The organism is Paenibacillus sp. FSL H8-0104 (assembly GCF_038050215.1).
Lineage (GTDB): Bacteria > Bacillota > Bacilli > Paenibacillales > Paenibacillaceae > Paenibacillus > Paenibacillus amylolyticus.
The window spans coordinates 1,615,018-1,627,412 of record NZ_JBBOTC010000001.1 but is presented as its reverse complement, the minus strand read 5'-3'; the positions used below and the strand labels follow the sequence as shown (position 1 = coordinate 1,627,412).

The window sequence follows — 12,395 nt, the reverse complement described above, 5'->3', positions numbered from 1 at the left end:
TCCCATTAATGGAAAGCTTCTTTTTAATCGTTCATATGATGCGGTCGAGAGGACTCGAACCTCCACGGGCATACGCCCACTACCCCCTCAAGATAGCGTGTCTGCCATTCCACCACGACCGCATGTCGTAAATAATCGGCAACAGAATTGATTATACCGGGTTCAGAACTAAAAGTAAAGTATTATTTAATACTTCTTTTTCAGCTAGGCATTTTCATCAAAAATCGCATAATCTCGTCATCTTTACCCATGAACTGCATATCATTAGATTTGATCCCCTCTTTTCCGGCTTGAGCCGATCTTGTTGATTCATTTATATATAGTCCTTCCTTATATAGTCCTCCCTGCACTTCGCCACATAAATAACACGATAAGTTATATAAAATAACACAAATATTAAATTCCAGATTTAATACATTAAATTTAACGGATACTATTGACAAAAAGCGGACATTTATGGGATGATAACTATCATATAATTCGGATTCTCAAACATAAAGCAAACAAAAAGGAATATAAATGTTACTTTAAGTGACATTTAACGAACACAGGAGGCGAATGATTGTGAACCGTGGGAATAAGCTGCTCGATTATGTCAAACTGCTTGATTCCTCTATTCAGGTTGGAGGGTTCACCCATTCCTTCGGCATGGATATCCATATCAGGGAGGGTACCATTCGTAATGCTGAAGATCTCGAATCATTCATGCGTTGTCAGTTGCATCCGAGCATCGTTCGTCTTGAAGGTATGGCTATCAAAGGCATCTATACCGCAACAGATCACAAGGATACATGGCGGATAGCTCTGATCGACAAGCTCGTCCATGTTCAGCGAACCCCTGGAGATCTCAGAGAACAAGCTGCCGCCATGGGTAAACGATTGATCAGACTCGCACGCGCTCTGCACCCCTGGATTGAATTCAGCCAGCTCGAACAGATCTTTGCCAAATATGATTCGGTTGGCTGCCTCTCCACTGTTCACGCCTGGATTAACCACCACCTCGACATCCCGGTCGAGGAGGCGGTCCTTGGTTACCTGCATTCAGCCATGAATGCCTGCATAACCGAAGCCTCCAAAGTCATTCCCCTGAACAACGATACAACCAAGGATCTGATGGTCCGCCTGGCCACAGATCTGGAGAATGAATGGAAGACCGTCAGCGCCTCGGCTGCGGATGGACTGGCACAGCCAACCTCGATGTCCATGAAATCGTTTTTCCCCAGTTTCCATATGCTCGGAGCTGGACTTCATGCCTACAGGGCCTAATCCTCTTCCTCCTCATGCCTGCTCCCCTTCATTCAAACAAACTAAAAAACACGCGGCAACCTCCTTGCCGACGTGTTTTTTGTCATTTTATTTGTTTTATTTACGTATTTACGCCATTTATAATCACAAAATACACTTTTTTCCGTCTTTTTTAATTGTTAGATGACGAATTTACGTATATAATGAAACGTACAGCTCGCATTTCTATATATACTACATGAAGAAAGGGCGGCTGAATACTACATTCTAACCAGGGGTGAACCCTTTTGAACAAGAAAAAACCAGTTACTCCGTTCGGATGGGCCATCAAACGACGGCTAACCGAACTTCAAGTGGACCAGAAGACCTTTTGTGAACAGCATGGCATCCCACCCTATCGTTTATCCAATCTCATTCACGGCACACGCAAAGCAACCCGATTCAGGCACCTGGTCGCTGATATTTTGGACATTCCAGATGAACTGAGATAAGATTTCTGCCAAAGGAGGGTCTCATCCATGAGACATGTTACATCCGATCTGGAGAGGCTGTCGTTCCAGTCCATACGTCACCAGCTCATCATCGTTGATGACAATTGGATTATCCAAAGTTGTAACCGTGCCTGGCAACAGGGACTTGGTCAATGCTCACCAAACCCGGATATACACAGTAGTCATAGACACTACCTGCACCTGACGGAAGCCTGGGCAAAACGAGGCAAGAACGCTAACATGGCACTTGTCGCACAGAATTTGAAAGAACGCGGAATACCCTTTAATCGAAATCATACATATGACATCTGCGTGTATACTGTATACAACGAAAAGAGGTGGTTTCGTGTAGAACTCACCCCTCTATCTTATTCAAATTCAATTCTGGATACCGATCTTGCTTTAATTGCACACATGGATATTACCGAACAGAGAAAGACAGAACACCAATTGAAGAAGGCATTGTCCGAAGTGCGCACATTGCGCGGACTGCTGCCTATTTGCGCCGTCTGCAAACAAATCAAGGACGAAGAGGAACACTGGAACTCCGTTGAGAGTTATCTGGAGAAGCATACCCACGCCGAATTCACCCATGACATCTGTCCGGAATGCATCCGGCGGTTATATCCGAAATACTCGAATATCCTGGACAAGCGCTCCTGAAACCTTTCTCCACTGGCCGACTAACTACAACTATACGGAGAGATGATGTTCAAACTGCGACATATCCAGTTCTTGCGGTGTCCCATGCAGGGTTATGGTTCCTTTGTCCATGATATAGATGTAATCTGCGGCACTTCGTACAAAATCAATACTCTGCTCTACCAGCAGAACCGAGAGGTTCCCCTTTGCCTTGAGCTGCAAAATAACCTGCCGAATGTCCTCCACGATAGAAGGCTGGATGCCTTCTGTCGGCTCATCAAGGAGCAACAACCCCGGACGCGAAGCCAATGCCCGAGCGAACGCCAACTGTTGCTGCTGTCCACCACTCAGATCCCCGCCCTGCCGTCCATACATCGTAGCAAGCACTGGAAACATCGCCAGTACATCCTCCGGGAACGTTTTTACTCCCGGTGCACTTGTCTCCAGACCAAGCAATAAGTTTTCTTTCACCGTAAGCTGCGGGAAAATCTCCCGCCCCTGCGGTACATACCCAATCCCTGCCCTTGCCCGCTTGGCTGTGTCCAAGGTGGATAACTCCTGATTTTGCCACTGAATACTGCCCTTGCGTGTTTTGAGCAGCCCCATTAATGTTTTCATCAACGTTGTTTTACCTACACCGTTACGACCCATCAGACACACCACCTGTCCAGGCTGTACATCCAGGTTCACACCACGAAGCACATTGCTTTCCCCGTAGCCGGATTCAATTCGTTGCAGCGACAGCATGGTCATCCCTCCTTTTGCCCAGATACACTTCTGCCACTTTCGGGTCTGCCTGTACCTCCGCCATCGTACCTTCCTTCAGCAGTTTTCCTTCATGCATCACCGTTACCTTGGCTGCGAACTCTCGCACAAACTCCATATCATGCTCCACCACCACAACCGAGCGTTCACGCGCAATCTCTTGCAGAAGTCGCCCGGTCTTGTGTGTTTCTTCATCCGTCATGCCTGCAGCTGGTTCGTCCAGCAACAACACCCGCGGCTCCTGCAGAAGCAGCATGCCAATCTCCAGCCACTGCTTCTCCCCATGCGACAACGCTCCTGCACGAGCATCAACGCGGTCTTGCAGACCAATCTGGAGGGTAACATGCTCCATGGCAGCACTCATTTTCCCATATCGACGAATACCGATGGCTTGCAAAGGGGAACGGCGAGTCTCCGCTGCCAGCGTCAGATTCTCCTGTACCGTCAGACCTGCAAAGATCGATGGCGCCTGGAATTTGCGTCCCACACCTTTGCGAACAATCTGGTGCTCCTTCAGTCGCGTTAATTCCGTGCCATCCCCCATCTTCACCGAACCGGACATGGGTTTTGTTTTGCCACATATCACATCCAGCATCGTTGTTTTCCCTGCACCATTGGGTCCGATTAGAAAATGCAGGTCATGTTCATGCAGCTTCAGATTCATGCCTTTGACAGCAACGAACCCACCAAAGGCCACCGTAATATCCTCGGCTACCAACACCGCTGATTCCTCAGTAGACTTTAGGTTTTTCCCGAGTGACTTGGACATGCGTACTCTCTCCTCTCCGCTTCAGCAAGCGAACGACATGACGATACACTCCTACAATTCCGTTTGGCATGAACAAAACGACCGTTACAAAGAGCCCACCAATGACAAACAGCCATCCTTCGGGATAAGCCTCACTTATGCCTGTTTTGGCTGCATTCAGCACCACTGCTCCGATGACCGCTCCAATAAGCGTACCGCGACCACCCAACGCAACCCACAGGACCATCTCAATGGAGGGTACAATCCCCATCATTGATGGCGAGATAATACCCACCTGAAGAACAAACAACATGCCCGCGATGCCTGCAAGCGCACCGGAAAAAGCAAAAGCCAGCGTTTTATATCCTGCCGGATCATATCCGAGGAATCGTACCCGATTCTCCCCATCCCGCGCAGCTTCGAGCACTTGGCCGAACCGACTGTTCACCATTCGACGACAGAGCATATAAGCGATCACCAGAACAGCAAGCGTTATATAGTAGAGAGCAATCGTCGTTCCAGCGGAATGAAGTGTAAAACCAAAGATCGAATTATATCCGGTAATGCCATTTGTTCCACCCGTCCATTCCTGTTTACCTACAAAGAGTGTTACCGTAATGAGAACCAAGGCTTGAGTCAGGATGGTAAAATAAACACCGGTGATCCGGTTACGGAACGTAAACCACCCCAGGGCAAAGGCGAGCAATGCCGGAAGGGCTATCCCCAATAACAGCGCCACCGGGAAAGAGCGAAAGGGTTCCCAGAACCACGGCAGACCACTGAGACCACTCCATCCCATGAAGTCAGGAAGTGTTGCTCCACTGGCCTGAAGCTTCAGATACATCGCCATCGCGTATCCACCTAGCCCAAAGAACACACCATGCCCAAGACTCAGCACACCCCCATAACCCCAGATCAGATCGAGACCAATGGCCAGGATTGCCAACGCCAAAAACTTGGCTAACAGACTCAGACGAAACTCCGTGGAGATTAGTGGAGCAAGACACATCATGATCAGTACAACCGCCCAGATAATCCTCATTTTCAGACTGCCAGTCTTGAGTAAAGCGGACATGAACTAACCCCCCTTCTTCACGTTAATCGAGACTCCGTGTGCGCATCGCGACCAAGCCACGTGGTTTCCATTGCAGGAAAGCAACGATACATACAAACACAAGCACCTTGCCAATGGAGGCCGAGGTATAGGTTTCGAACAGCGTGTTGAACATACCAATCCCCAGTGCACCACACACGGTTCCAACCAATTTTCCCACACCACCCAAAACAACCACCATGAACGCATCCACAATATAATACGTACCAAGCGAAGGACCAATCGGACCAATGAGCGTTAATGCACAGCCAGCAATTCCGGCAATGCCCGAACCAATCGCAAAGGTCATGCCATCCACCCGCCGGGTCGAAATCCCAAGACACCCCGCCATGCTCCGATTCTGCATCACAGCCCTCATTCGTCTTCCAGAAGATGTTCGATAGATATAGAGATACATGCACAGCAGCACAACCGCAACCAGTGCGATAATGAAAATTCGTTTATACGGAAATACAATCCCATCCGAGATCGCCAATCCCCCATTGAGCCAAGCCGGACTGGATACTCCCACATTGGGTGCTCCGAATATGGTACGGGCCAGTTGTTGCAGCATCATGCCTACACCCCATGTCGCCAGCAGACTGTCCAGCGGCCTGCCATATAGATGCCGGATCAGCACCACTTCAAGCAACCAGCCAATCAGAGCAGCTACAATGAACGCAATCGGTAGAGCCACAACAAAGTAGGCACCAAACCACGCCGCTGGAGCATAGGACATGAACAGATTTTGTGTTACATACGTTGCATATGCACCAATCATGATCAGTTCACCGTGCGCCATATTGATGACATTCATCAGCCCAAACGTTACTGCAAGCCCCAATGCAATCAACAACAGAATTGAACTGATACTCAGACCATTGAACATCTGCAGGATAAACATATCCATCGCTATCCCCTCCTCCATACCGTGACTCTCGATATTTCACATGAATTCAATTAGCGGCAGTAACATTTTTCACATCACAGTAACGCTTTACCGCGATATGGTAAGAGGGTGTGTTGTCACACCCTCGTTTATGTTTCGGCTACTTTGAAGCGAGTTGCCTGTTTTATTGCGAGGTTTCTATGTTATTTAGCGCTGAGGGAAGCTCCCCATTCATACGTTTTCAGATAAGGGTCCGGCTTGACAGGCTCACCAGAATTCCACAATTCCTTGAACTGCCCATCCTCCTGCACCTCACCGATCCGTACGGTTTTGTAGATATGCTGATTCTCTCCATCCACGGTTACCTTACCTTCCGGGGCATCAAACTCCAGACCCTTGGCAGCTGCCTTCACCTTCTCCACGTCGGTTGATCCTGCTTTTTCCACCGCCGCCTTCCAGAGATAAACCGCCACATATCCCGCTTCAATCGGATCCGCTGTCACTCGATCAGCACCGTATTTTTCTTTATACTTGGCAACAAATGTTGCATTCTCAGGTGTATCTGTTGTCTGATAATAATTCCACGAAGCCAGATGTCCCTTCAATACGTCTGCGCCAATACCACGGATTTCTTCCTCCGCCACACTTACCGAGAGGGTTGTCATCTGAACCGAGGAGATTCCGGCATCCTTCAATTGTTTGAAGAAGGCCACATTGCTATCTCCGTTCAGTGTATTGTATACAATATCCGGCTTCGCAGCTTTGATTTTGCTAATGATGGTACTATAATCGGTATGTCCCAGCGGTGTATATTCCTCACCCACCACTTCGCCGCCTTCTGCTGCGAGTTGCGCCTTAATGACCTGATTGGCCGTTTTTGGGAATACATAATCTGAACCGAGCAGATAAAACGTCTTGCCCCTGTTCTCCAGTAACCAGGTTACGGATGGAACGATCTGTTGATTGGTTGTTGCTCCTGTATAAAAAATATTTGGCGACGATTCCAATCCCTCATATTGCACCGGGTAAAACAATAAACCTTTATTCTGTTCAAACACCGGGAGCATAGCCTTCCGACTTGCAGAGGTCCATCCACCAAATACAGCAGCGACCTTATCCTGTTGCAGTAACTTTCCAGCCTTCTCCGCAAAAGTAGGCCAATCCGAAGCGCCATCCTCAATTACAGGCTCAATCTGTTTACCCAAAACTCCGCCCGCGGCGTTGATCTCTTCAATGGCAAGCATCTCCGCATCTTTAACAGATACTTCACTGATCGCCATCGTTCCGCTGAGAGAGTGAAGAATGCCAACTTTAATCGGTTCACCGGATGCAGATGGTTCTCCTGTACCACCTGAACCTGAAGCCTCAGGCGGCGCAGTGCCCTCCACACATCCTGTCATCACAATGACCGCACCCAGCAAAATACTCCATAACTTGACCGACCTCTTCTTCAATAGCCTACACTCCCTTTTTTTAGTCTATTGACGAACATTAAGGTCATTTGCGTCCGAAATGTTCGTTGATCCAAATTATGGAGCGTTACACTCTTCATGTCAATATAGCTTACATAATTTTATTTCATGCCTACCTGTTTCATGCATACTGCTAATATGCCTTGAAGCTTATTGACAAAGAAATCACCCTGTGTGAGTATATTTAACATATAACTTGATTCATGAACATATCAGACACTATAAGCGAAAGGTCGGATTGCCTTGCACTGGACTGAGCAGGAAAAAGAAAAACTCCTGATTACCGTGGCCGCTAACCTCTCCCGTGAACGAAGAGCACGCGGACTCAAGTTAAATGTTCCCGAAGCCATCGCCTTGTTGACCTCCGAACTGATGGAACGAGCACGGGATGGAATGAGTGTTGCCGAATTAATGAGATACGGAGGCACCATCCTGACACGTGAAGACTGTATGGATGGTGTTCCCGATATGATTCCTGAAGTACAGGTAGAAGCCACATTTCCTGACGGTACAAAACTGGTTACTGTACATGAACCCATCCGCTGAGAAAGGCAGGAGAAACCATGATTCCTGGTGAATACCGTTTGAAGCCAGATGACGACATCATCTGTCATCCGGATCGTTTAACCCTACAACTCCTTGTCCTTAACCGCGGCGACCGCCCCGTCCAAGTCGGCTCTCACGTTCACTTCTATGAAGTTAATGCAGCACTGGACTTTGATCGCACGTCAGCTTTTGGACATCGCCTGCACATTCCGGCAGGCACCGCAGTTCGCTTCGAACCCGGTGAAGAGAAACCTGTTGAACTCACGACCTTTGGCGGCAAACGCCAAATTCACGGGTTCAACGGATTAACCGAAGGCTCTGCGGATCAAGCTCCTGATCCACTGAAACTGGAGGCATTTCTGAAGACGTTCTCCCCTCCCATACCAGATGGAGGTGAACCTTCATGAAACGAATGAGCCGTGAACAATACGCGTCCATGTTTGGACCGACAACCGGCGATGCCGTAAGACTTGCGGATACCGAACTATGGGCAGAGATTGAACATGATTATGCCGTATACGGAGATGAGAGCAAGTTCGGAGGTGGTAAGGTTATCCGCGACGGAATGGGCCAGTCCACCACCGCTCTGCGAAGCGACGGCACTCCTGATACTGTTATCACCAACGCTATCATTATCGATCATTGGGGCATTGTAAAAGCGGATATCGGCATTCGGGATGGTCACATCTGCGCCATTGGCAAATCCGGCAACCCGGATACAATGGATGGTGTTCATCCCGCACTGGTCATCGGTGCTTCCACCGAAATCATCGCCGGTGAAGGCATGATTGTAACCGCTGGCGGTATTGATACCCATATTCATTTCATCTGCCCACAGCAGATTCAGACTGCGTTATCCTCCGGGGTCACGACCATGATCGGCGGGGGAACAGGACCAGCAACAGGAACCAAAGCCACCACCTGCACACCAGGAGCCTGGCACATCCACCGGATGCTAGAGTCCGCAGAAGCTTTTCCCATGAACATCGGTTACCTTGGCAAAGGCAACAGTTCCAGTACCGCACCTTTAATTGAACAGATTGAAGCTGGGGTAATCGGCCTGAAGCTACATGAAGATTGGGGCACTACCCCGAGCGCTATCGACGCTTGTCTGACTGCCGCCGGGGAACATGATGTTCAAGTGGCTATCCATACCGATACATTGAACGAAACCGGATTTCTCGAAAACACCCTGGCTGCAATCAACGGCCGGACGATCCACACGTACCATACGGAAGGCGCTGGTGGCGGACACGCACCGGATATTATCCGGGCCGCTGGGGAGTCCTACGTTATCCCCTCATCAACCAACCCAACACGACCGTACACACGCAACACTGTAGAAGAGCATCTCGATATGTTGATGGTGTGTCATCACCTGGACCCTTCCATCCCGGAAGATGTCGCTTTTGCGGATTCGCGGATTCGTCCCGAAACAATCGCAGCCGAAGACATTTTGCATGATCTTGGCGTGTTCAGCATCATCAGTTCCGATTCTCAAGCCATGGGCCGAGTGGGCGAAGTCATTATCCGCACCTGGCAGACAGCCGACAAAATGAAAAAACAGCGCGGCAAACTTGAGCTCAACCCGAATTCTCCCTCCGATAACGATCGGATCAAGCGATATGTCGCCAAGTACACTATCAATCCAGCTATCGCTCACGGAATCGGTCATCTCGTCGGTTCGGTGGAAGTTGGCAAGCTGGCAGATCTAATCATATGGAAACCGGCTTACTTCGGTGTTAAACCCGAGATTGTCATTAAGGGTGGCATGATCACATTTGCCCAGATGGGTGATCCCAATGCGTCCATCCCGACACCTCAGCCGGTATTTGGCAGACCGATGTTCGGAGCCTATGGTAGCGCCATTGCCAGCGGATCGATCACATTTGTCTCCCAAGCCGCAGCAGAAGCAGGGATCAAAGAGTCATTGGGCCTGAAAAAGCGGGTTGAACCCGTTAAAGGCTGTCGCTCAGTCAGCAAAAAAGACATGATTCATAACGACGTCACCCCTGTCATTGAAGTCGATCCCGAAACCTACGAGGTACGCGCCGACGGTGAGCTTCTCACCTGCGAACCCGCAGACGAGTTGCCTATGGCACAGCGGTACTTTATGTTTTGATAGGAATACGGATTAGCTGATAAGGGGGCACTCATGATGAACAGTGGCACGAAGCTACTCCGTTATGTTCAGCTGCTGGATTCGGCCCTGCCCATCGGTGGTTTCTCCCATTCCTTCGGTCTGGAAGCTTACACGCATGATGGCACCGTGCAAAATACCGCGCAGCTTGAACAGTTTATTCGCAGCCAGCTTCACTCCAGTCTTGTACGACTAGATGGTCTTGCCATCAAAGGCGTCTATCAGGCGATAAAACAGCAAGATGCCGCTCTACTTGCCCTGTATGACAAACGTGTCCACGCCCAGCGCTCCCCTCGGGAACTCAGGGAAAGCGGCCACAAAATGGGAAAGAGACTGCTCAAACTGGCCCGTTCACTCTATCCATGGATGGACTTTTCCCTGGTTGATGAGGCCATACGGGAATACGGTGCGTATTGTGGCATCACGACCATTCACGGTTATATCAACTATCAACTAGAGATTGAATTGGATGAAGCCGTTACCGGGCATCTGTATACCTCAGTGAACGCTTATGTGAACAGCGCACTTCGCCTGCTGCCCATCGGACAAACCGAAGCGCAGATGTTGATTCAGAAACTGCTTGATGTTATCGAAGCGGAATGGGCTCTCATTCGGGACAATGACCCGGAAGATATGCACAGCTTCGGAATCGCCCAGGAAATCTACGCCATGCGGCATGAGACCTTACCCGCGCGGCTGTTTATGTCTTAACTACAACTTTTATCTAACTTAGGAGGAATTGTTATGTGTGGAGGAGCTAATCATACGCATCATCCGGAGTGGGAACGTAAGGCATTTGATCGGAGTCGTCCGATGCGAATTGGAATTGGTGGACCGGTAGGTTCAGGTAAAACAGCCCTTGTGGAGAAGCTGTCCAAGGCACTGCGTACACGTTATAGCCTTGCTGTCATCACCAATGACATTTATACCAAGGAAGATGCCGAGATTTTGCTGCGTCAGAACGCCCTGGCACCAGAGCGTATTATCGGCGTAGAGACAGGCGGATGCCCGCACACGGCTATTCGTGAGGATGCCTCCATGAATTTCGAAGCGGTTGACGAGTTGATTGAACGTTTCCCGGATCTGCAACTGATCTTCATCGAGAGTGGCGGCGACAATCTCTCCGCTGCATTCAGTCCGGAACTCGCTGATGTGTTCATCTATATTATCGACGTTGCCCAAGGAGAGAAACTCCCTCGCAAAGGCGGTCCCGGTATCACGCGTTCAGATCTGTTGTTAATCAACAAAACCGATCTCGCCCCTTACGTTGGCGCAAGCCTGGAAGTTATGAAAAATGATACCGAACGGGTACGCGAAGGCCGCCCTTATGTCATGTCTAATCTAATGAGCGGTGAAGGTGTATCCGAGATTGTCCACTGGCTTGAACATCAATATATGGATGACGATGCTTCCGCTGCACATCTGCATTCACACAGCCATGAACATGGCACTCACTCGCATTAATTCATCTCCTGTCCCCACGGGAACAGAGATAAATAGGAATGAAAGTGCAGGTGCGCCCGTCACACGCCGCAGCGAGCTTCGGGCCACCTTTGCCTTTCAAGGCGACCGGACTGTCATGACTGATCGTTATTACAGCGCACCCCTCCGGTTTAGCCGATCCTTTCGACCTCCCGGAGGCGGAACCGAATTATGTGTGTACACGTCAGACGTCTCGCCCGGAGTCCTTAACGGGGATCATTATCATTCCGAGTGGGAATTAGGTGAAGGCACCCATGTCATGCTGAGCAGCACGTCAGCTACCAGGCTTCATCCTACACCTTCCATTCCCTCATCCGTTAATCATCACTTTAGGTTGGGAAAGGGGGCCACGCTGGAATACTTTCCTGAATGCGTCATTCCATTCAAGGGAAGTTCTTCTTCGCTCGCTGTAACCTTTGAGCTGGAAGAACAGGCAATCCTGGCCTATGCAGATATCTGGTCTGCCGGACGGATTCATCGGGGAGAAGCGTTCCAATTCGAGCGTTACCGCAGCTTGACGGAGATATGGCAAGGTGAGCAACTGGCTGTCTGGGATCGATTCGGACTCGAACCGGATACCGATGATCCCAAACACTCAGCGTCTCTCCTTCACTACACACATACCGCTGCGTTATGGATGATTGCCCCCGGGCTTGGTACTGCGGAGTTGGAGCAAGTCAGATCTGCGCTGCCACCAGATGGGCGAATGCTCGCAGGTGCAAGTTTGCTGGCAACCGGAGGCATCGGCGTTCGACTCCTTGGCATGGCAGCTTGGGAACTTCAGGAGCAGTGTCTTCAGATCTGGAACACACTCCGCCCCCATCTGCTGGGCAAAGAAACTCTTGTCTTTCGTAAATAAGGGCATCAAGCATAGTTAACACC

At 49.7% G+C, this 12,395-nt stretch carries 14 protein-coding genes and 1 tRNA gene; 9 read left to right on the top strand and 6 right to left on the bottom strand.

Annotated features, from left to right (window positions below):
• Positions 1–39 precede the first annotated feature (39 nt).
• Positions 40–122: transfer RNA gene (locus NST38_RS07210), tRNA-Leu, on the bottom strand.
• 442 nt (positions 123–564) lie between these two features.
• On the opposite strand from NST38_RS07210, the gene NST38_RS07205 reads away from it, so the two are divergent.
• From NST38_RS07205 to NST38_RS07195, 3 genes are all read left to right on the top strand, one after another.
• A complete protein-coding gene (locus NST38_RS07205; protein WP_161799427.1) occupies positions 565–1,266 on the top strand; it encodes an urease accessory protein UreF in 702 nt (233 codons plus the stop codon).
• Between the two features lie 266 nt (positions 1,267–1,532).
• A complete protein-coding gene (locus tag NST38_RS07200; protein WP_017690011.1) occupies positions 1,533–1,736 on the top strand; it encodes a hypothetical protein in 204 nt (67 codons plus the stop codon).
• A gap of 27 nt (positions 1,737–1,763) precedes the next feature.
• On the top strand, positions 1,764–2,399 hold the full coding sequence (locus tag NST38_RS07195) for a hypothetical protein (RefSeq protein WP_053061478.1): 636 nt from the start codon (positions 1,764–1,766) through the stop codon (positions 2,397–2,399).
• A gap of 30 nt (positions 2,400–2,429) precedes the next feature.
• On the opposite strand, the gene urtE is transcribed toward NST38_RS07195, so the two are convergent.
• From urtE to urtA, 5 genes are all read right to left on the bottom strand, one after another.
• Positions 2,430–3,125 carry an urea ABC transporter ATP-binding subunit UrtE gene (gene urtE / locus NST38_RS07190; protein WP_076209466.1) on the bottom strand — a complete coding sequence of 232 codons (696 nt, stop codon included), beginning with the start codon at positions 3,123–3,125 and terminating at the stop codon, positions 2,430–2,432.
• Positions 3,103–3,912 (bottom strand): urea ABC transporter ATP-binding protein UrtD, encoded by an 810-nt coding sequence (gene urtD / locus NST38_RS07185; protein WP_076251540.1) that lies wholly within the window; start codon positions 3,910–3,912, stop codon positions 3,103–3,105. Before urtD ends, urtE begins: the two co-directional genes overlap by 23 nt.
• The gene (gene urtC, locus NST38_RS07180) at positions 3,875–4,966 is read right to left on the bottom strand and encodes an urea ABC transporter permease subunit UrtC (protein WP_076251733.1); all 1,092 of its coding nucleotides are present in this window, start codon (positions 4,964–4,966) and stop codon (positions 3,875–3,877) included. Before urtC ends, urtD begins: the two co-directional genes overlap by 38 nt.
• A gap of 22 nt (positions 4,967–4,988) precedes the next feature.
• Positions 4,989–5,894 carry an urea ABC transporter permease subunit UrtB gene (urtB, locus tag NST38_RS07175; RefSeq protein ID WP_036610830.1) on the bottom strand — a complete coding sequence of 302 codons (906 nt, stop codon included), beginning with the start codon at positions 5,892–5,894 and terminating at the stop codon, positions 4,989–4,991.
• Between the two features lie 182 nt (positions 5,895–6,076).
• Positions 6,077–7,327: an urea ABC transporter substrate-binding protein gene (urtA, locus tag NST38_RS07170; protein ID WP_076251538.1), complete on the bottom strand. Its 1,251-nt coding sequence runs from the start codon at positions 7,325–7,327 to the stop codon at positions 6,077–6,079.
• Positions 7,328–7,588: 261 nt separating this feature from the next.
• On the opposite strand from urtA, the gene NST38_RS07165 reads away from it, so the two are divergent.
• The 6 genes from NST38_RS07165 to NST38_RS07140 are packed head-to-tail and all read left to right on the top strand — an operon-like array spanning position 7,589 to position 12,372.
• On the top strand, positions 7,589–7,891 hold the full coding sequence (locus NST38_RS07165; RefSeq protein ID WP_036669066.1) for an urease subunit gamma: 303 nt from the start codon (positions 7,589–7,591) through the stop codon (positions 7,889–7,891).
• Between the two features lie 17 nt (positions 7,892–7,908).
• Positions 7,909–8,298, top strand: coding sequence for an urease subunit beta (locus NST38_RS07160; RefSeq protein WP_076251536.1), 390 nt, complete (start codon positions 7,909–7,911; stop codon positions 8,296–8,298).
• On the top strand, positions 8,295–10,013 hold the full coding sequence (gene ureC / locus NST38_RS07155) for an urease subunit alpha (RefSeq protein WP_036610857.1): 1,719 nt from the start codon (positions 8,295–8,297) through the stop codon (positions 10,011–10,013). Before NST38_RS07160 ends, ureC begins: the two co-directional genes overlap by 4 nt.
• 36 nt (positions 10,014–10,049) lie before the next feature.
• Positions 10,050–10,742 (top strand): urease accessory protein UreF, encoded by a 693-nt coding sequence (locus tag NST38_RS07150; protein WP_076251534.1) that lies wholly within the window; start codon positions 10,050–10,052, stop codon positions 10,740–10,742.
• Positions 10,743–10,775: 33 nt separating this feature from the next.
• Positions 10,776–11,495 carry an urease accessory protein UreG gene (gene ureG, locus NST38_RS07145; protein ID WP_017690021.1) on the top strand — a complete coding sequence of 240 codons (720 nt, stop codon included), beginning with the start codon at positions 10,776–10,778 and terminating at the stop codon, positions 11,493–11,495.
• Complete coding sequence (locus NST38_RS07140; RefSeq protein WP_179087873.1) at positions 11,413–12,372, top strand: urease accessory protein UreD; 960 nt, start codon at positions 11,413–11,415, stop codon at positions 12,370–12,372. The genes ureG and NST38_RS07140 overlap by 83 nt, the downstream gene beginning before the upstream one ends.
• Positions 12,373–12,395 lie beyond the last annotated feature (23 nt).

Coding starts and splice junctions, on each gene's coding strand:
- NST38_RS07195 (WP_053061478.1), top strand. CDS start 1,764: ATGAGACATGTTACATCCGATCTGGAGAGGCTGTCGTTCCAGTCCATA.
- urtE (WP_076209466.1), bottom strand. CDS start 3,125: ATGCTGTCGCTGCAACGAATTGAATCCGGCTACGGGGAAAGCAATGTG.
- urtD (WP_076251540.1), bottom strand. CDS start 3,912: ATGTCCAAGTCACTCGGGAAAAACCTAAAGTCTACTGAGGAATCAGCG.
- urtC (WP_076251733.1), bottom strand. CDS start 4,966: ATGTCCGCTTTACTCAAGACTGGCAGTCTGAAAATGAGGATTATCTGG.
- urtB (WP_036610830.1), bottom strand. CDS start 5,894: ATGGATATGTTTATCCTGCAGATGTTCAATGGTCTGAGTATCAGTTCA.
- NST38_RS07160 (WP_076251536.1), top strand. CDS start 7,909: ATGATTCCTGGTGAATACCGTTTGAAGCCAGATGACGACATCATCTGT.
- ureC (WP_036610857.1), top strand. CDS start 8,295: ATGAAACGAATGAGCCGTGAACAATACGCGTCCATGTTTGGACCGACA.
- NST38_RS07150 (WP_076251534.1), top strand. CDS start 10,050: ATGAACAGTGGCACGAAGCTACTCCGTTATGTTCAGCTGCTGGATTCG.
- ureG (WP_017690021.1), top strand. CDS start 10,776: ATGTGTGGAGGAGCTAATCATACGCATCATCCGGAGTGGGAACGTAAG.